General features: G+C 49.1%; 18 protein-coding genes. 2 read left to right on the plus strand and 16 right to left on the minus strand.

The genetic code is table 11. The features are described from left to right. Positions 1-30: 30 nt before the first annotated feature. Complete coding sequence (locus EL268_RS20695) at positions 31-711, plus strand: alpha/beta hydrolase (RefSeq protein WP_106655840.1); 681 nt, start codon at positions 31-33, stop codon at positions 709-711. Here the strand turns inward: EL268_RS20695 and EL268_RS20700 are convergent. From EL268_RS20700 to hemA, 8 genes are all read right to left on the minus strand, one after another. Then, complete coding sequence (locus EL268_RS20700) at positions 708-1517, minus strand: HipA family kinase (RefSeq protein WP_232029970.1); 810 nt, start codon at positions 1515-1517, stop codon at positions 708-710. The two genes, EL268_RS20695 and EL268_RS20700, sit on opposite strands and share 4 nt — an antisense overlap. Positions 1518-1652: 135 nt before the next feature. After that, positions 1653-2129 (minus strand): GyrI-like domain-containing protein, encoded by a 477-nt coding sequence (locus EL268_RS20705; RefSeq protein WP_106655838.1) that lies wholly within the window; start codon positions 2127-2129, stop codon positions 1653-1655. 121 nt (positions 2130-2250) lie between these two features. Next, complete coding sequence (gene hemL / locus EL268_RS20710; protein WP_106655837.1) at positions 2251-3540, minus strand: glutamate-1-semialdehyde 2,1-aminomutase; 1290 nt, start codon at positions 3538-3540, stop codon at positions 2251-2253. A gap of 7 nt (positions 3541-3547) precedes the next feature. After that, positions 3548-4522 carry a porphobilinogen synthase gene (gene hemB / locus EL268_RS20715; protein ID WP_106655836.1) on the minus strand — a complete coding sequence of 325 codons (975 nt, stop codon included), beginning with the start codon at positions 4520-4522 and terminating at the stop codon, positions 3548-3550. Next, the gene (locus tag EL268_RS20720) at positions 4506-5318 is read right to left on the minus strand and encodes a uroporphyrinogen-III synthase (RefSeq protein WP_106655835.1); all 813 of its coding nucleotides are present in this window, start codon (positions 5316-5318) and stop codon (positions 4506-4508) included. Before EL268_RS20720 ends, hemB begins: the two co-directional genes overlap by 17 nt. Next, on the minus strand, positions 5315-6244 hold the full coding sequence (gene hemC, locus EL268_RS20725; protein WP_106655834.1) for a hydroxymethylbilane synthase: 930 nt from the start codon (positions 6242-6244) through the stop codon (positions 5315-5317). Before hemC ends, EL268_RS20720 begins: the two co-directional genes overlap by 4 nt. A gap of 24 nt (positions 6245-6268) precedes the next feature. Next, on the minus strand, positions 6269-7087 hold the full coding sequence (locus tag EL268_RS20730; RefSeq protein ID WP_106655833.1) for a cytochrome C assembly family protein: 819 nt from the start codon (positions 7085-7087) through the stop codon (positions 6269-6271). 62 nt (positions 7088-7149) lie between these two features. Next, positions 7150-8514 (minus strand): glutamyl-tRNA reductase, encoded by a 1365-nt coding sequence (hemA, locus tag EL268_RS20735; protein WP_047072881.1) that lies wholly within the window; start codon positions 8512-8514, stop codon positions 7150-7152. A 232-nt stretch (positions 8515-8746) separates the two neighbouring features. Between hemA and EL268_RS20740 the strand changes: the two genes are divergently transcribed. After that, positions 8747-9688, plus strand: coding sequence for a DMT family transporter (locus tag EL268_RS20740; RefSeq protein ID WP_307724154.1), 942 nt, complete (start codon positions 8747-8749; stop codon positions 9686-9688). 49 nt (positions 9689-9737) lie between these two features. Here the strand turns inward: EL268_RS20740 and EL268_RS20745 are convergent, their stop codons facing one another. The 8 genes from EL268_RS20745 to EL268_RS20780 all read right to left on the minus strand — a co-directional run bounded on the left by EL268_RS20745 (position 9738) and on the right by EL268_RS20780 (position 20228). Continuing rightward, positions 9738-11102, minus strand: a complete 1365-nt coding sequence (locus EL268_RS20745; protein ID WP_106655831.1) for a protein O-GlcNAcase — start codon at positions 11100-11102, stop codon at positions 9738-9740. Between the two features lie 39 nt (positions 11103-11141). Then, entirely contained in the window at positions 11142-11789 is a 648-nt protein-coding gene (gene yihA, locus EL268_RS20750; RefSeq protein ID WP_106655830.1) for a ribosome biogenesis GTP-binding protein YihA/YsxC, read from the minus strand. Further along, the gene (lon, locus tag EL268_RS20755; RefSeq protein ID WP_106655829.1) at positions 11786-14125 is read right to left on the minus strand and encodes an endopeptidase La; all 2340 of its coding nucleotides are present in this window, start codon (positions 14123-14125) and stop codon (positions 11786-11788) included. Before lon ends, yihA begins: the two co-directional genes overlap by 4 nt. 248 nt (positions 14126-14373) lie before the next feature. Next, on the minus strand, positions 14374-16071 hold the full coding sequence (gene lonB / locus EL268_RS20760; protein WP_106655828.1) for an ATP-dependent protease LonB: 1698 nt from the start codon (positions 16069-16071) through the stop codon (positions 14374-14376). A gap of 199 nt (positions 16072-16270) precedes the next feature. Beyond that, positions 16271-17536 (minus strand): ATP-dependent protease ATP-binding subunit ClpX, encoded by a 1266-nt coding sequence (gene clpX, locus EL268_RS20765; RefSeq protein ID WP_007722243.1) that lies wholly within the window; start codon positions 17534-17536, stop codon positions 16271-16273. Positions 17537-17556: 20 nt separating this feature from the next. Further along, positions 17557-18138 carry an ATP-dependent Clp endopeptidase proteolytic subunit ClpP gene (gene clpP / locus EL268_RS20770; RefSeq protein ID WP_007722241.1) on the minus strand — a complete coding sequence of 194 codons (582 nt, stop codon included), beginning with the start codon at positions 18136-18138 and terminating at the stop codon, positions 17557-17559. Between the two features lie 132 nt (positions 18139-18270). Beyond that, positions 18271-19563: a trigger factor gene (tig, locus tag EL268_RS20775; protein WP_048032071.1), complete on the minus strand. Its 1293-nt coding sequence runs from the start codon at positions 19561-19563 to the stop codon at positions 18271-18273. 125 nt (positions 19564-19688) lie between these two features. Next, positions 19689-20228, minus strand: coding sequence for a metallophosphoesterase family protein (locus EL268_RS20780; RefSeq protein WP_106655827.1), 540 nt, complete (start codon positions 20226-20228; stop codon positions 19689-19691). Between the last annotated feature and the right edge of the window lies 1 nt (position 20229).

The following is a 20229-nucleotide window of genomic DNA, read 5'->3' on the forward strand; positions in this document are numbered from 1 at the left end:
CCGAAAAACATGAAAGAGGTGCATATGTAGATGGTATACCCAAAAACAGGTTCCGTGATCGTCAGGGATGGGAGAGAAATGACGTACACGCACATTCAGGCAAATCAGACACCATCTCGCTCCGTCTGTTTTTTCTTTCCCGGAGCAAGCTATTCTTTCGACAGGCCTTATCTGTATTATTCTACCATGCTTTTTTTGAGTAAACAGATTGATCTCGTCCATGTACACGCTGCGTATGGAAAAGACATCCCGGATTTCGAAACCAGTTCATTCGCAAAACGCAGCGCTTGGATCAGCGAGGATGTGAAAACGGTTGTCTTCCAGGTACTAGATCAGCAGGAGTATGAACATGTCTTCTTTCTCGGGAAATCACTCGGAACAGTTCCGATTGCATGTTCCTTGCTCAAGGAACCTCGTTTTTCCCGTTCGTCTGCAATCCTGTTGACTCCGTTGCTGAGGGAGGAGTTGGTCGTGGCAGACTTGCTTGCGCTGGAGCAAAATGTCTTTCTTGTCTCAGGTACTGCCGATCCCCACTACCATCAGCCTACACTCGAAAGAATCATTACATCCAAGCCAAATATTCATCGGTATCTGCCACAAAACGCAAAGCACTCCTTAGACATTGGTCTGCAGGTTGACCTTTCCCTGCAAGTCTTGCAGTCTATTATGGATGAACTTGGTTGTTTCTTGGACAAGTCGCTGGACATTTAAGCAAAACGCTTCGATACCCGTTTCAACATTTTTTTCATTTGCTTGCGTCTGCATTGCAACACTTTTTGGATGAATTTTTTTTCGGACTTTTTCAAACATCCTTTCGGTACCCTTTTGATCGCTCTTTTGATTTCCGATGTAGGCAAAGATTGGATTTTTTTCACCATCTTGTCAAGCTGCTTTCGATTTTCCCGCGTAAACCGCTTCAATCCGTAGGGAATTCGTTGCTTCTTTTTATCTCCGGTATGCAAGCAAAATTTGTATGCTTTTTTACAGGAGAACTTATTCTTTGCTCTGCGAAGATTCCATTTAGAAGGATTGCCAAACAATGATAGGCCGTGATCGATGCCATACCATTTGTATTTCTTCCATGATTTTCTTCGGTAGAGAATCAAGTTGTGATTCGAACGGTCCGGGTTGAGAATCCATGCATCGAAAGCCACCAAACGCGCTAATTTTTTGGCATTCTTGATATATTTGTGGGGTTTTTTCTTTACGTATGACTTCGCCTTTTTCCAAGGAATAACCTTCCTGGCATTGGCTTTAACAGAGACAAGACCGCGCTTAATGTACCCTCGTGGTCCTCTTACATGAGCCTGTAATACTTTTGCAACGGGTAACCCGAGTTTTTTGGCTAAGTAGGCAGCAATGTATTCGTTCGCGACAAGAATGCGATAACTCTTGCGATGATGTGCCCGGACATTCGTTTTAAAGTATCCTTTCCGGTTTTTCCGTTTGCGAACACTCCAAATCAACCGACCGTAACGCTTGCGCAAGTGCTTTCGATAACGCCATTTCAATTTCACCACACTTGTCACCCCTGTCCTGTTTTTTACAGTATACGAGTCTGGATTCCAATTGGTGAAACCAAACGGCCAACACCTCCCGTTTTTGGGTATAGCAGGTGTTGGCCGTTTAGAGGTGTTGCTTCTTTCGTTCTTTTACCGAAGCGGGATAAAAATTTCGTACGTGTTCTCGACCCGAGCAGACTCATGCACAGAAGGAACGTACCGTTGATCATAGCGCTCCATGCGAAGAGCTTGCTCGTCCACCTGATGGCCATTTTCGTTGAGCCAGCCAAACAGGCCGTGGTATGTGTTTTGGACCTGTTCCATCGGTCCTGTGTGGGTAAAGCGGGCGTATGTCTTCGCTGGAATCGTGAACCCGACCATGCCCTCAGGGATATGCTCGAAACGCTCTACTTCCACCACAATATACTCGGTATACATTTGGTACGTCTGATTCTCGTCGCTGATGTCATAACGAACATCTGGTGAAATGACGAGAGGAATCTCATCCTGACGCTTCAAAAACGTCTCCCACAGCTTTGGCATGTATTCTACAAGCATGGGAAACGAACCAGAGAAGCTAAGCCCAACCAGATGCTTTTGCGGTACGTGAATGATCGTCCCTTCCATGTCTCCACCTCATTCATCTGCATTTTCCTTCGTATTTTGACAAGGGGTGGAAAAATCCTGCAAGAAGGCAAAAAAAGCACCTCCTGCATCAGCAAGGAAGTGCTTTCTTCTTTTCATTGCTTTATTCAAACGCTTTTTTCATCGCTTTGTAGCTAGCTTCAATCGTCCGTTCGATATCTTCATCAGTATGAGCCAAGGAAACGAACATGCCCTCAAACTGGGACGGCGGGATCATGACGCCTTCCTCCAGCAGATAGCTAAAGTACGCAGAGAAACGCTCCAGATCGGAAGTTTTCGCTGTTTCGTAGTTGATAACCGGCGTTTCTGTGAAGAACAGACAAACCATCGAACCAACGCGATTGAGCGTGTGCGGAATCCCCAGCTTCTTGGCATTGTCAGCCAAGCCTTCAGCCAAACGAGCAGACATCTTCTCCAAACGCTCGTAAGCGCCTGGTTTGCTGAGCTCTTGCAAGGTAGTCAAGCCAGCAGCCATCGCCAAAGGATTACCCGACAGCGTCCCTGCCTGATAGATTGGTCCTGCTGGAGCCACTTGCTGCATGATCTCCCGTTTGCCGCCGTACGCACCGACTGGCAAGCCACCGCCGATGACTTTTCCCATCGTTGTCAAATCTGGGGTAATGCCGTACAGCTCTTGTGCACCGCCCAATGCTACACGGAAGCCAGTCATGACTTCATCGAAAATAAGCAGAGTCCCATGCTTCTCCGTAATTTCACGCAGTCCTTCGAGGAAGCCTGGCTGTGGAGGAACAACCCCCATGTTGCCGCCGATTGGCTCTACAATAACTGCTGCCAGATCATCGCCAAACGCTTCAAATGCCAGTTTGACGCTTTCCAGATCATTGTAAGGAACCGTAATCGTGTTGTGTGCCGTTCCTTCAGGTACGCCTGGGCTGTCTGGAAGTCCTAGTGTAGCCACACCGGAACCCGCTTTGATCAACAGGCTGTCGGCATGACCATGGTAGCAGCCTTCGAACTTCATGATTTTGTTGCGTCTGGTATAGCCACGCGCGAGGCGCAGAGCGCTCATCGTCGCCTCTGTACCGGAGTTTACCATGCGCACGACTTCTACAGATGGCACAATCTCACAAACGAGCTTTGCCATTTCTGTTTCCCGCTCAGTCGGTGCACCAAAGCTTGTTCCAAGCGCAGCTACTTCCGTAATCGCTGCAAGGACACGCGGATGCGCATGACCCAAGATCAATGGACCCCACGAGCCGATATAGTCAATATAGCTGTTTCCATCCACATCAAAAATGCGGGAGCCTTCTCCCTTTGCGATGTAAACAGGATTGCCTCCAACACTCTTAAAGGCACGAACCGGACTGTTTACTCCGCCTGGTATGTAATGCTGTGCTTCTGCAAATAACTGAGTAGATTTTTCTCTATTCATCTCGTGCTCACCTCGCCAGCCATTTTGCAACATCTTTTGCATGGTACGTAATGATCAAATCTGCACCTGCGCGCTTGAAGCCAACCAATGTTTCCATAACGATACGCTCTTCATCGATCCAGCCATTCAGAGCTGCCGCTTTTACCATGGAATACTCGGCACTCACATTGTAAGCCACAATTGGCAGGTTGAAGTTCTCACGCAGACGAAGAACCATGTCCATGAAGGCAAGACCTGGCTTCACGATTAAGAAGTCCGCGCCTTCTTTTACATCGGAAGCTGCCTCGCGCAGACCTTCACGTGCATTGGCCGCGTCCATTTGGTAGCTTTTGCGATCGCCGAATTGTGGAGTCGAGCCTGCCGCATCGCGGAACGGCCCGTAGAAGGCAGAAGCGTATTTCACCGCATAGGACATGATCGGAATGTGTTCAAAACCAGCCTCGTCCAAAGCTTCACGGATTGCCATCACGAAACCGTCCATCATGTTGGAAGGTGCAATAATATCTGCTCCAGCTTTTGCTTGGGAAACAGCGGTCTGACCCAAAAGCTTCAATGTTTCGTCATTCACGACTTCGCCTTCGTGAATGACACCACAGTGTCCATGATCGGTGTATTCACACAGGCATGTATCAGCAATCACGATCATTTCCGGATAGGCTTCCTTGATCAGACGCATCGCCTGTTGGGTGATCGCATCATCATTGTATGCCTCTGTTCCGCATGCGTCTTTATGCGTTGGTACCCCAAACATCAAAACAGCTTGAATTCCCAGAGCTACGATTTCCTTCATCTCTTCTGCTAGTGTGTCCAAGGAGAGCTGATACACGCCTGGCATGGAAGGAATCTCATTCTTAATACCGGTTCCTTCCACTACGAACAACGGATAAATCAAGTCTTCCACCCGTACGTGGTTCTCCCGCACCAGATTGCGCATAGCCGCGCTTTTACGAAGACGGCGATGTCGGTCAAATGTTTGTGCCATGTCGATTCCCTCCCAGGTTCTCTATAATAGCTGCTAGTAATCCTTCCACGGTGTACTCACTCGCTACGACATGAACAGAAAGCCCGTTTTGTTTTGCTGTATCTGCCGTTATTGGTCCGATACAGGCTATCTGAACGTGCTTGAGCCAGTCAAACGATGCATAGGGCTCCATCGCTGCCATAAAATGCGTCACCGTTGAAGAGCTGGTAAACAAGATGATATCGATGAGACCTTGCTGGAGCTTTTCCGCTGCGTCTGGAGCCTGCTCTTCATCAATGACAGTGTGATACACGTCTACCTCTGTCACAGCAAGCCCCAAGCGGGCCAACTCCTTTGGCAGTGCCTTGCGGGCAATATCTGCACGAGGCAGCAGAACGCGCTGACCAGGAAGCAGCTGATCATACAGGCTCGACAGCAAGCCTTCCGCCACGTAATCAGACGGAATGACAGCTACTTCGAGCCCGTGATGCTCAAGCGCCTTGGCCGTCTTCGGACCGACCGCAGCAATTTTGCCAGTGAACGCTTCGAGTCCTGCCCCGACCTCGCGCATGCGCTCCAAGAAGAAGCGCACGCCATTCACACTCGTGAACACCACCCAGTCGTATGTTGGCAACTGGGTGATGGCTTCGTCGAGCTTGGCAGTGTCCGTCGGCGGCATCATTTTTAACAGGGGAAATGCGTACGCTGCTCCCCCTAACCGCTCGATATGTTCAACGAGCTCGCGAACTTGACTTCTTGCCCGCGTGACCATGATGCACTTGCCAGTCAGCGGCTTGTGCGATCCATGGACAATCATTGCTCATTCTCCCGCAATACTTGCGCAAGTACATCTCCCGCTCCCTGCGCCAGAAGGGCTTCCGCCACTTGAATGCCCAGTGCTAACGGATCTTGGCCAGTCGCCGTGTTTTTGAATATTTGCTTCCCATCTGGGGAGCCAACCATTCCTGTTAAAGTAATTTCATTGTTCTCTCCAACTGTCGCATATGCACCAATTGGCACCTGACAGCCGCCTTGGAGTTTGTGCAGGAAGCTGCGCTCTGCTGTTACCGCCAAACGCGTCGGTGCGTCATCAAACTGCTTCAAGAGAGCGAGTGTCTCCTTATCGTCTGCACGGCATTCGATAGCAAGCGCTCCTTGACCGACTGCCGGCAAGCTGATTTCAACAGGCAGGAATTGCGAGATGTTGCCTTCAAAATTCACGCGCTCAAGTCCAGCCGCAGCGAGAATGATGGCATCAAAATTGCCTTCCTCCATTTTGCGTATGCGCGTATCAATATTTCCACGCAGAGATTCGATCTGAATGTCAGGGCGATGTGCAAGAATTTGTGCAGAACGGCGCAAGCTACTGGTCCCTACCAAAGCTCCTTGCGGCAATTCATCCAACGTCTTGCCGTCCTTGGAAAGCAGGACATCCCGAGGATCAACACGCTTCGGAATCGCGCCGATTACCAAGCCCTCTGGCAATTCTGCCGGCATATCCTTCAAGCTGTGTACCGCAAAATCGGTTTCCTTATCGAACAAGGATTGCTCGATTTCTTTGACAAACAACCCTTTTCCGCCTACTTTGGACAAGGTTACATCGAGGATTCGATCGCCTTTTGTCACGATTTCATGCAATTCAAAATCAGCTTCAGGCGCGAACCCCTTCAGTTTATCTACGACCCAATTCGTTTGAGTGAGCGCCAATTTGCTGCGACGCGTTCCCACTTTCCATTTTCCCATGACAGCCTCCTTGATGAACAGCCCCTACCACCAGTCGTGAAATGTAGAAGTAGTGAAGCCTAAAAAATTGATAAGCAGTAACAAAAACGCCAGGACGTTCCACTGCGCGAGTCTGCGCATCTGCACCGTATCCCGATAGCGTTGGTACAGCCACAGCGAATAAATCGCAAGAACCAGCACGGAGAGCAATACTTTTGAATCTAGCAGAAATTTCTCCGGCAAAACCATTTTACCCCAAATGATCCCTAATACAATCGAAAGCAAGAGCATCGGTACACCCAGCATGTTCATACGGTACGCGTAGCCTTCCAATTGATCGAGGCTGGGCAAACGCCTGAGCAGCGGCGACCAGCGTCTTCCCTTGAGCATTTTGTGCTGAAGCAAGTACATGGCCGAGAAGATCATGGAGAGCGAGAACGCCCCGTAGCTGAACATGGCCAGTGTTACATGCGTCAACAATAGCTCAGAGGTCAAAATGCTCGATACAGCCTCAATCGGCGTTTCCGGCAAAAACATCGACATGACGAGCACGACGAACCCGATAATATTAGTAAAAAAAACCAGCAAATCAATCCGAAAAAAATAGTGAATGGCAAGCGACAAGCCTACCAGCACCCATGAATAAAAAAAGAGCGTCTCAAACAGCGTAATGACTGGAAAATACCCCTTCATGACTGCTTGCGAGACAAAAAATGCGGTTTGCAAGGCCCAAACGACAACAAGCAACCCGAAAGCCAGACGATTGACTTTCCGGTTGCTTTGCAAGAAGTCGTTAAAATAGAAGAGAACACTTGCAGCGTAGAGAAAGATCGTCAAGTCGTAGATCCATCTCACCTCGGCCATGCACTCTCTCCCCCACTTTCCCAATCGGTTTCTAACAGTAGCAGATAGATTGTCAGGTCAGCTTAGTCAGGGAACCGGGAAGCCAATACCTGCTCCCGAGAAGAAGATGTCTGTTTATTTTTATCGTTAGCCCAGATTGCTTCCTGTTCTTTTCGCTCCAGGATTTCCTCCAACGCAAACATTTTCTCGAAAATATCCAGTACTTCTTCCCCATCTTTGGTAGCTGCCATTTCTTTTAAACGCACGACCGGATCGTGCAACAGTTGATTGACAATGCCCTTGGTTGTCTTGCGGATGATATGCATCTCCCGCTCAGACAGGTTCGGCAGCTTGTTTTCGATTTTCCGCATCGCTTCGCTTTGAATCGTGTTTGCCTTGTCACGCAGTGCTGCGATGAGTGGCGCCACGCCAAGCGTCTGGTACCAGGTCGTGAATGCCACGATCTCTTCTTGAATCATGACATCCAGACGTTCCGCTTCACGAGAACGTTCCGCTACGTTACTCGCAACGATTCCTTCCAGATCGTCAATATCATATAAAAATACGTTATCAAGATCATGCAAGTCAGGATTCAAGTCGCGAGGAACCGCGATATCCACCATGAACAACGGACGATGCTTCCGTTGTTTCATGATCGGAGCCAGTTCTTTTTTGCCGAGGACATAACCTGTCGCTCCAGTCGAGCTGATGACGATGTCTGCTGTGAGCAGTGCCTCTGGCAGCTGCTCCATCGTACAGGAGTCACCCTTGAACTTTTCTGCCAAAAGCTGCGCTCGCTCCAATGTACGATTCGCTACCATGACGCGTTCCGATCCATTGGCGTGCAGGTGTTTGGCGGTCAGCTCGCTCATTTTGCCCGCTCCGACGATCAGGACAGACTTCCCTGCGAAGGAACCGAAGATCTTTTTCCCCAGCTCGACAGCAGCGTAGCTGACAGAAACCGCATTTTGTCCAATCGCTGTCTCTGTATGGGCACGCTTGGCGAACGTAATCGCCTGCTTGAACAAGGTGTTGAAGACGGTCCCTGTCGTTTGACGCTCCTGCGCCAACAGGAACGCATCCCGGACTTGTCCGAGGATTTGTGTTTCTCCCATTACCATCGAATCAAGACCGGAAGAGACTCGGAACAAGTGCTCGATGGCCTGTTCGTTCTCTTTTATATAGAGATGATCCTTAAATTGTTCTTTCTCCACACCGAACCATTCAGCCAAAAAACGGCGAGTATAGTCTCGGCCAATATTTGCCTGGTCGCAAACGACGTAAATTTCCGTCCGGTTGCACGTCCCCAGGATGATACATTCTGCGATACTCTTCGTCTGGGAGAGAAGATGAAGAGCGCGTGCTGTCCCATCGTCGCTGAATGTAAACTTTTCGCGAATTTCGACAGGAGCTGTTTTATAGTTTAGGCCCAGCAAAAGAATATCCATAATGTCCTCCCAGAATGCAAACCTGTTAGCGGCATATGTAAAATGCACTATTATTATATCATTATGTCCCGAATCGGATAGGAGTAATTGTGAAAAGTTTATTAACGGAGTGCACTTTGGGTATATCCTGTATAATCCGCTTGCGTTCCTTCCGGGAATACCTTATGATTTCGGCTATACATGAAAACAGAAGAAAAATTGCGAAAATGCCAGAAAGGAGAGGAAAGAAGCTTTGAGAAAACCTTGGATGGCAGACATAACGCTGCTCCTCGTCGCTTTTATCTGGGGAACCACGTTTTTGATCGTACAGCAGGCAATTGCATCGCTGCCTCCCAATACGTTTAACGCCGTTCGTTTTACCATTGCTGCGTTATTTTTATTGATCATCTATTTCATCCGCAATCGTCATCGTGGGCAGACCTCTGAATGGAGAGGTCCACTGCTTCGTGCAGGCGTCATCCTCGGTTTTTGGCTCTGTCTGGGATACGCCTTGCAAACCGTAGGACTTTTGTATACAACGCCGTCCAAAGCTGGCTTTATCACTGGTTTATCCGTCGTATTGGTGCCGCTCTTCTCGTTTTTGCTCTTGCGTGAGCGCGTCAAGCCTTTCGCTATCGTCGGCGTGATTCTAGCTGCATTCGGCTTGTATTTGCTGACACAGAACCAGTCGTTCTCCTTTAATCTCGGTGATGCCCTGGTCTTCGGCTGTGCGATCTGCTTCGCCATGCAAATCGTCTTTACCGGCAAATACGCACCTCGATTTGCAGCACTGCCCCTTGCCATTACGCAATTAGGCACGGTAGGTGTTATCAGCTGGCTGTACGCCTTTTTCTTTGAAGATTGGAGTCGTGCCTTTGATCCGGCGATCTTGTTCAAGCCTGAGGTGGCGTTTGGTTTGATCGTCACTTCCATTTTCGCCACGGCACTTGCCTTTCTCGCTCAGACTGCCTTGCAAAAACAAACCAGCTCGACGCGGGTCGCTCTCATTTTCGCTTTGGAGCCTGTATTTGCTGCACTCACCTCGTACGTCTTTATTCATGAAGTATTGAGTGGAAGACAGTTAACCGGATGTCTCCTGATTTTCACCGGAATGATTCTCGCTGAGCTTCCCATTCAAGAATGGTTGCGGAATTTCCGTCAGAGAAAACCAAATGACGGTCGTGAATCTACCTGATGCGAAAAGCAAAAAAGTTCCTTTCTCCCCTGTGGGAAAGGAACTTTTTTTATGAGCTTTTTTTCGAGGTCTTCTTAACCTCTTGCATTACGGCATCCACAAATAGCTGCATAACAGGTCCGCACACTTCTTGCGGGTAACGCTCCGTTCGTTTGAGCCACTGTTTGAGCCGGAGCAAGTGATAGGCTGCTTGTGGCAGTCGCCCTCTTGTCCCATGATCAATGAGAGCGACTGCCGACAGACCAACCTTGGTCCACAGATGGAACTTCTCCACCCACGGCCTCGTTTCTTCCGCAAGTTTCTGATTCGTCATCCCTGCCAACAGCTTGTCAGCCGCCTCTTCCATCTTCTGAAAAAGAGTAGTCAAGTCAGTAACGGCTTTTTGCCGATCCCCTTCCAAGAAATGAAAGCGAAAGGTCAGGATAGCTTCTAGCAATCGCGGCGATTCCACCTCGCATAAAAACGAGCTTTGCACGTTATCCGCAAAGATGAAGAAAGCATCTGCATCTTTTTGTCCCGCTACTTCCTCTACCGCTCGTTTCCATACCGTATCAGGATCGTAGCCGATCGGATCTCGCAAATAAGCTGCCGTCGTAATCAAAGGAATCTTCGAGCATTCTGGTCTAGACATCGCATTCGCCACATAGCCTGCTGCGTATTGCCACAGATCAGGGTCACGGTGACGCAATGGACCGATATGTAGTTCATTCGCCATGGCCAAATCATTCACCGGGTAGTTGTCCCAATAAAACGGCTGATGACCCGTGTACTCTTGAAAGCGAATCGCATCGCCGTCCGTCAGGTAGGGCGAGCAGACGAATCGTCCCGTCCAGAACAAATCGATTTCTTGCGGCAAATGCTGGCCAAGGTACATGATGTACGCTTCTTTTCCAATCCCGTTGTACTGTGTAGGACAGACAACCAGCTTGACTGGATCGCCCCAGCTGCGTATCAAATCCCACACGTAAAGCGTCGTACGGGTATGCGCCTCCGCCAAATGGGCAAACTCGGCTACATCCTTCTCATGCAACAGGTGCATGGGGATATCATCGAACAATAGCGCAAAGTAACGCACACCACGATCATACAAATCCCGATATTTCCTGCCCAACAGCTCCAAATGCTGACGATTCGTATATTCCATGCTGAGCCCCGGCCCCAGGCAATAAATAAACTGCATGTTGCGAGTCTTTGCCCGCTGGATCAGCTCGTCTAACTGTTGATTGGCTATTGCAGGAAGCGGCTCCATCCAGCGTTCCCGCAGATACTCGTCATCTTTTGGAGCGTAGAAATACGCATTGTAATCATGCCGGTGCAAAAAGTCGATCATATCCAGCCGCTCTTCATGTGTCCAAGGTGTTCCATAGAAGCCTTCGATCACACCACGTACAGCAAAGCAAGCACTCCCGCTCACTCAGATGCTCCCTTCCCCACGGCGAATTGGGTCTAAGAATTACTCATTGGCTGGAGCAGTCTCCTCAGCCTTGGCAGCCGTCTCCCTGGCCATTTCCTCTCCCGCACGGATACGACGCATGATTTCTGCCCACAGTTCATCCTTGCCTTGACCTGTCTCCGAGGAAAATACAATGATCGTATCATCCCCGCGCAAATTCAGGCTTTGACGGATGACCTTCGTATGCTGCAGCCAACGCCCGCGAGCGATTTTATCACCTTTTGTCGCTACGACTACGGTAGGAATCCCGATTTGCTTGCACCAATCGTACATCGCAACATCGTCTTTACTCGGAGCATGGCGAATATCGACCAGTTGAATAATGAAGCGAAGCTCGTTCCGGTTTTTCAAATAGCCCTCGATCATTTTTCCCCATTGTTCCTTGATCGTCTTCGCTACCTTTGCATACCCATAACCCGGGAAGTCAACGAAGTAGAGCATCTGATTGACACGGAAATAGTTCAATGTTTGGGTTTTCCCCGGACGAGAACTGATCCGGGCCAGCCCTTTGCGGTTCATCATTTTGTTGAGCAGGGATGACTTCCCTACGTTTGAGCGTCCTACCAGCGCGATCTCATGAAGACCATCCGTCGGATACTGCTTCGGTCCAACCGCGCTGATAATAAACTCTGCTGATGTTACTTTCATGCTTTGTCACCTACTGGCTGTTTAGTTAGCGCGTGACGCAGCACTTCATCTAAATGATCAACTGGATAGAATGTCAGTTCACCGCGTACGCTCTCTGGGATATCCTCAATATCCTTCTCGTTGTCTTTTGGCAAAATGATCGTAGTTAAACCTGCACGGTGAGCAGACATGCATTTTTCTTTCAGCCCGCCAATTGGCAGAACCCGACCTCTGAGCGTAATCTCCCCAGTCATCCCCACTTCTTTTTTCACAGGGATTTTCGTGAGGGCGGACACGAGTGCGGTTGCCATGGTAATCCCAGCAGACGGACCGTCTTTTGGAATCGCCCCTTCTGGAAAGTGGATGTGGATATCGTTCTTCTCGTGGAAGGACGGATCAATTCCCCACTGATCTGCACGGGAACGAATATAGCTGAATGCAGCCTGCGCAGATTCCTTCATGACGTCACCCAGTTTTCCTGTCAGGGTGAGCTTTCCTTTTCCAGGCAAAATGCTGACTTCTACATTCAGCGTATCTCCGCCTGCTTGTGTCCAAGCCAGTCCTGTAACGGAACCCACTTGATCTTTTTTCTCCGCTAGTCCATAGCGGTAGCGCGGTTTACCGAGCAGTGTCTCCAACGTCTTGGCTGTAACTACGACACGCTTCTTCTCACCGCTCACAATCAGCTTGGCAGCTTTGCGGCATACGTTGGCTGCTTCGCGATTGAGGTTGCGAACACCTGCTTCTCTGGTGTACAGACGAACGAGCTTCAGCATCGCATCGTCGTTCATTTTCAGCTTATCTTTGCCTAGACCGTGATCCTGCATTTGCTTCGGCAAGAGGTAATCGCGCAAAATGTTCAGCTTTTCCAGTTCTGTGTAGCTGGAAATCGAGATGACCTCCATGCGGTCCAAGAGCGGACGCGGAATCGTATCGAGACTGTTTGCGGTCGTAATAAACATCACGTTCGTCAAATCATAGGTCTCTTCGATATAGTGGTCACTGAATTTATCATTTTGGTTAGGATCGAGCACTTCGAGCAGTGCAGACGCAGGGTCTCCGCGGAAATCGGACGCAAGCTTGTCGATTTCATCCAGCAAAAAGACAGGATTAATCGTGCCAGCTTGCTTCATTCCTTGCATGATTCGCCCTGGGAGAGCACCTACATACGTACGGCGGTGTCCGCGAATTTCTGCTTCATCGCGTACTCCCCCCAAGGAAATGCGAACGAAATTGCGCCCGATTGCACGCGCTACGGAACGAGCCAGAGATGTTTTCCCGACACCTGGAGGACCTACCAGACAAAGGATCGGTCCACGCATGGAGTTTACCAGCTTTTGTACTGCCAAATACTCCAAGACGCGCTCTTTTGGTTTATCCAGGCCGTAATGATCTTCATCGAGAACTTGCTGTGCATGAAGAATATCCAGATTGTCTTCTGTCGTTTTCGTCCACGGCAGCGCAAACAAGGTATCGATATACGTACGGATGACCGAGCCTTCCGCAGAAGTCGCCGGCATCTTTTCCAAACGCTCGAGCTCCTTCTCGATCTTCGTTTTGATCCGCTCAGGAGCGTCCGACTTTTCGAGCTGGGCACGCAACTCATCTACTTCGCCTTGGCGTCCGTCCTTGTCGCCCAGCTCTTTTTGGATAGCTTTCATTTGCTCACGCAGGTAATATTCCTTTTGCGTACGCTCCATCTGTTTCTTCACGCGGTTGCCGATCTTGCGCTCCAGCTCAAGTACCTCGCGCTCGTTGTTCAAAATGGTCAAAAGAATTTCGAGACGTTCCTTGATGTTGGTCGTCTCCAAAATTTCTTGTTTGTCCTTCATCTTGAGCGGCAGATGCGAAGCAATCACATCCGCCAAACGTCCCGGTTCCTCAATGTCCTGCACAGAGGTTAATGTCTCTGGAGAAACCTTTTTGGACAGCTTGATGTACTGCTCAAAGTGGGCCAGCAAGGAACGCATTAAAGCTTCCACTTCGTTTTGCTCTGTTTTTTCATCTTGCAAATATGTAATCGACACGACGAAATAATCTTCCTGTTGAAGATACTCCTCGATCTTTGCGCGTTGCAAGCCTTCTACCAATACACGGATTGTCCCATTCGGCAGCTTCAGCATTTGTTTCACACGTGCAACGGTACCAATACTGTAAATTTGCTCAGCATCTGGCTCTTCTATATGGACCTCTTCCTGTGTCGCAAGCAAAATCTTGTTATCGTCTACCATGGCTTGCTCCAATGCGCGGATGGACTTTTCCCGTCCAACGTCCAAATGGAGTACCATGGTCGGATAAACAAGCAATCCTCGCAACGGGAGAAGCGGTAATTCTCGTTTACCGGAACGTTCGCCCAAGCGGATGCACCTCTCCTTGTTGATCTACCCTCTTACATAGAGCCTAATAACAGACAAAAACGGCCCTCAAAGCCGTTTTTTAAACGCCCGCCCGACCCCAAAAAACGAGACAAAAAAGATCATACGCTATCATTTTTTGTGGAGCTCGTTTCAGGCCGGGCAAGGCCTCAGGCTCTTTGCAAGCAGAAGCTTTTTTCCATTGTAGCGCAAACACAATCCGATGTCTAATCCGCGAGCATACCCGACTGTTACAGGGATAGCGGAGAGGAAGCAAGATCCTCTGCTGGGATTTGCAAAGTAAATCCCGTCGCCTCTTCTTCTTGCATGGCAGCTTGCGGCACAGCTAGCTCGATTACTTCAGAGACTGTGGACACTGGAATGACTTCAATCCCTTTCATGTCTGCAAAAATACTTTGCCAGTTTTCCTGTGGAATGAGGACTCTGGTCGCTCCCGCTTGTTTGGCGGCCTCTACCTTCGCGACTACACCCCCAACTGGCTTTACCTTCCCATGAATACTCACTTCACCAGTCATGGCCAGTAAATTATCGACAGGCTGATTCAAAATCGCCGAGTAGATCGCAGTGGCAATGGTAATTCCCGCAGAAGGCCCATCAACAGGGATGCCTCCCGGAAAATTGATATGCAAATCATAATCATACGGGCGGACGCCCATTCTGTTCAGTACAGTCAAAACGTTTTCGATCGATCCTTTTGCCATCGACTTCCGGCGAATTGTCCGGCTGCGGCTGCCCATTTCCTCTTCCTCAGCCATTCCTGTCATCGCCAATCGACCTTGACCAGAAGCGGCTGTGGGTGAAGCAGTCACTTCAAGCTCCATTACACTGCCCATGTTCGGACCGTACACAGCAAGTCCGTTGACCAATCCGACCTGAGGCGTATCATGCACCTGCTTTTCAGGGCGAGGCGATTTTTGACTGCTGTGCATCACCCATTCCACATCGGCAGCCTGGATGTCTTTGCGTTCTTCCGTCAAGGCAATTCCCGCTGCGATTTGCAGTGTATTGATCGCTTCACGTCCATTGGTTGCATAGCGCTCAATCACGGAAACAGCGCCGTCTTCAATATTCATATTCATTTTAGGCACGGCCGTACGCACGATACTCCCAATTTCTCCAGCCTTTAACGGGCGGAAAAAGATTTCCAGGCAACGGGATCGAAGCGCAGCAGGCAGTTCTTCTGGCAACCTCGTCGTCGCTCCAACCAGACGGAAGTCGGCGGGCAAACCGTATTTGAATACGTCATGAATATGCGAAGGAATTTGGCTATTTTCCTCGCTGTAGTAAGCACTCTCCAGCATGACTTTGCGGTCTTCGAGAACTTTTAGTAACTTATTCATCTGAATAGGATGAAGTTCCCCTATTTCATCCAGAAAAAGCATGCCACCGTGCGCTTTCGTCACAGCTCCCGGCTTTGGCTGCGGAATCCCCGCCTGCCCAAGCGAGCCTGCCCCTTGATAAATAGGATCATGTACGGAGCCGATTAACGGGTCAGCAATCCCGCGCTCATCAAAACGAGCAATCGTCGCATCAATTTCAATAAACTTGGCATCAGAAGAAAACGGTGATAGCTGATTTTTCTTCGCTTCTTCCAGCACGACCCTAGCCGCTGCGGTTTTGCCTACACCAGGTGGTCCATAAATAATGACATGCTGCGGGTTGGGACCACACAAAGCGGCACGCAACGCACGAAGCCCATCTTCTTGCCCTACAATTTCTTCCAAAGTCGCTGGTCTTGTTCTCTCCGACAGAGGTTCTGTCAACGCAACCATTCTCATTTTACGAATGGAATCAAGATCCTTTCGCGATTCCTTTTCGGTTGAGGTTTTCGTGTTTCTCTGCGCTCGCAGCAAGTTCCAAAAGTAGGTGCCGATCACGATACCAACAACCACTTCAATGACAGCAATGACCAATGTCGTATAGTCCATATGCAGTCCCTCCCATGCGTCTTCGCTTGCGGTCAACTTTTTGTTCCCCAAAGAGCAGGGAAAACGTTCACGACCGTTTTGTGCATATGTAAAAGCTTCTCTTGAACGATATCAAGTAGTATTGCCCCGCAAGCGTAGACGTAAACCAACAACAAAAAAACCACCTCGCTTATAACGAGATGGTTTGTGTAGACAATGCTTATGCTGTTTCTTCGTGCAATTCCTGGCCTTCTTTGGTCAACAGTTGCGGCTTCACTTTGTCGCGTACCGTTTCTTCGGTAATCACGCACTTGTTGACATCTTCTCTGGAAGGCAGCTCATACATCATATCGAGCATGATTTGTTCGATAATCGCACGCAATCCACGCGCACCAGTGTTACGCTTAATCGCTTCTTTTGCGATTTGCATGAGAGCACCATTATCGAACTCCAGCTCAACACCGTCGAGACTCAGCAGTTTTTGGTACTGTTTCACCAAAGAGTTTTTCGGCTCAGTCAGGATACGAACGAGCGTCTCCTCATCCAGTGGCTCCAAGGTAGCCAGCACTGGCAAACGACCGACGAACTCCGGAATCAGACCAAATTTCAGCAGATCTTCCGGCAAAATGTATTTCAGGTATTCTCCGGCTTTCAAATCGCCTTTTACGCCATCGCCGAAGTCTGCACCGAAACCGATGACTTTTTTACCCAGACGACGCTTGATAATCTGCTCAACGCCATCAAATGCACCACCGCAGATGAACAAAATGTTCGACGTGTCGATTTGGATGAACTCTTGGTGAGGATGCTTGCGTCCGCCTTGTGGTGGAACACTCGCAACGGTACCCTCCAAAATTTTCAAAAGCGCTTGCTGAACGCCTTCGCCAGATACATCACGCGTGATGGATGGGTTTTCCGATTTGCGGGCTACCTTATCAATCTCATCGATGTAAATGATTCCTTTTTCAGCCTTCTCGACATCATAGTCAGCAGCCTGAATGAGCTTGAGCAAGATGTTTTCAACGTCTTCGCCCACATAGCCTGCTTCTGTCAGAGAAGTTGCGTCCGCAATCGCGAAAGGTACATTCAGAATGCGCGCCAATGTTTGCGCGAGCAACGTTTTCCCGCTACCAGTAGGACCGATCAGCATGATGTTGGATTTTTGCAACTCCACATCCTCGATCTTCGCCCCGGAATTAATCCGTTTGTAGTGGTTGTACACCGCTACAGACAAGGACTTTTTCGCCATATCTTGACCGATGACATAGTCGTCCAAGATTTTGCGAATTTCCACTGGCTTTGGAATTTCTTTCATATCGATTTCTTCTTCAGTGCCCAGCTCTTCCTGTACAATTTCATTGCACAGTTCGATACATTCGTCACAAATGTAAACACCAGGACCAGCTACCAGCTTGCGCACCTGTTCCTGGGACTTGCCGCAGAAGGAACACTTCAGTTGGCCTTTGTCGTCGTTAAACTTAAACATGCGCTTCACCTCACAACGGGTCAGTTTTTGCGTTCGATAATAGAGTCAATCAATCCGTAGGCCTTTGCTTCTTCTGCGCTCATGAAATTGTCGCGGTCTGTATCTTGCTCTACGCGTTCATAAGGCTGACCTGTCCGCTCAGACAAAATCTCATTCAGCTGGCGCTTCGTTTTCATAATCCATTCCGCATGAATGCGGATGTCTTCTGCTTGCCCACGCACACCACCGAGCGGTTGGTGAATCATCACTTCGGCATTTGGCAGAGCGAAGCGCTTGCCTTTTGCACCAGCAGCCAACAGAAATGCACCCATGCTGGCAGCCATGCCCACACAAATCGTGGACACATCCGGTTTGATGTACTGCATGGTGTCATAGATGGCCATTCCTGCTGTAACAGAACCACCTGGAGAGTTTATGTATAGCGATATGTCTTTGTCCGGATCTTCTGCCTGCAAGAAAAGCAACTGAGCCACAACCAGATTGGCGATTTCATCATCAATCTCGGTGCCCAAGAGAATAATCCGGTCTTTCAGGAGGCGCGAGTAAATATCGTAGGAGCGCTCGCCCCTGCTTGTTTGCTCGATGACCATAGGGATTAGCATTATGTATTTTCCTCCTTTGCCGAAAAAAGTCAATGGTGGAAAAACAAGGCACGATACACTCGTGCCTTGTGGTCTTGACAGCCAGCGCTCAGGGTTAGCCTGCCCACTGACCAATCATGCGTTCTTCTAAGCTTATGCTGTTACTTTGCTTTCTGCAACCAGCAAATCTACTGTTTTGCGAGTTTGCACATCGCGGTACAGAGCAGCCATGCCATCTTGTGCAGAGAAGATTTTGCGCAGTTCATCTGCTGGGCGGCCGTATACGCCAGCCAGTTTATCCAGTTCTGCGTTTACGTCTTCTTCTGTTGCTTCGATGTTTTCTGCTTTGCCGATTGCTTCCAAAGTCAAGGAAGTGCGAACGCGGGATGTTGCGTCTGCACGCAATTGATCACGCAGTTGGCTCTCATCCATGCCGGAGAACTGGTAGTACAGCTCCAGAGTCATGCCTTGGTATTGCAGACGTTGACCAAATTCATTTACCATTTGATCCAATTCATGCTCAACCATTACTGCTGGCAAGTCGATCTCAGCGTTTTCAGCTGCTTTCAGAACGAGCTGCTCACGAACATATTGATCTTTTTCTTGCGCTGTTTTTTCTTCGAGTTTTTTCTTGGTGTCTGCTTTCAGCTCTTCCAGCGTGTCGAACTCGCTCACGTCTTTGGCAAACTCATCATCCAAAGCAGGCAGGTTTTTGCGCTTCAGGCTGTTCAGCTTCACTTTGAATACCGCTTCTTTACCAGCGAGGTTAGGAGAGTGGTACTCTTCAGGGAAAGTTACGGTAATTTCTTTTTCTTCGCCGATGTTCAAGCCAGCCAGTTGCTCTTCGAACCCTGCGATGAAAGTACCGGAACCCAGTTCCAGAGAGTAATCTTCCGCTTTACCGCCTTCAAAAGCTACTCCGTCTTGGAAGCCTTCGAAATCGATTACAGCGATATCGCCTGTTTGTGCGGCACCCTCTTCTACTGCTACGAGCTCAGCATGACGCTCTTGCATGCGCTTCAGTTCAGCGTCAACGCTCTCTTCTGTTACAGAGAAGTCTTTTTCTTCGATGGACAGACCTTTGTAGTCGCCCAGCTTCACTTCAGGCTTCACAGTTACAGTCGCTTTGAAGATCAGGTTTTTCCCTTGTTCCATTTGCGTTACGTCAACCTCTGGACGATCTACTGGCTCGATACCAGCTTCACGAACAGCTTGTCCGTATGCAGTTGGAAGCAGAATGTCAAGAGCGTCTTGGTACAGAGATTCTACACCAAAACGGGATTCGAACATTTTGCGTGGTACTTTTCCTTTACGGAATCCTGGAACTTGAACTTTTTGAACCACTTTTTTAAACGCTTGATCCAATGCTGCGTCTACTTGCGTAGCATCTACTTCAACCGTCAGGACTCCCTGGTTATTCTCTACCTTTTCCCAATTTGCTGCCACGTAAACTTCCCCTCCTAAATCAAATCAACAGAACATCGCCAGCCGCGCCATGGTATCTTCGCAGGCTCGGATGATAATATTCTAGCCATTATAACCATTCTAGTATAGCACAAATCTTTTAATTTTCAAGAAGACCTCACCCAGCGACGAACAGAATAGTTCCCTCCCAATTGTGGAACCGGGTTGCCTAAATGATCATAAAACGCCACGGATATGTAAACTTCTGTCGGGCTCGTTCCTGTCTCTTCCAAAAGAGCATATGTCGGTACATGAAAACCGCGCGGCATTTGGAGGCTGCCCGGATTCAGAAACAAGATGTCTCTCTCTACGCCACAGGCAGGCACGTGGGAGTGACCGAATACGACTACATTTGCCCTGACCTCTTCTGCACGGTAATGAAGGCGCAGAAGAGAGCCTTTCACTCCAAAAAGATGCCCGTGCGTTTGCAGGATGTGAAGGTCGCGCCATTTCGTCTCTTGCTCAGTCGGCACCTCTTGTGTCGAATCGCAATTGCCTCGGACAAGCGTCATGTTGGAAAACGGCTCGCGCTTATGGTCGACACAAAAATCGCCACAATGCAAAATTTTTTCGACATGATGTCGTTTGACGACCTGGCTTACTTCCCGAACCAAGCCGTGGCTATCGCTCATGATGAGAATTCCCATC

This window comes from Brevibacillus brevis (assembly GCF_900637055.1).
In the GTDB taxonomy this organism is placed as follows: domain Bacteria; phylum Bacillota; class Bacilli; order Brevibacillales; family Brevibacillaceae; genus Brevibacillus; species Brevibacillus brevis.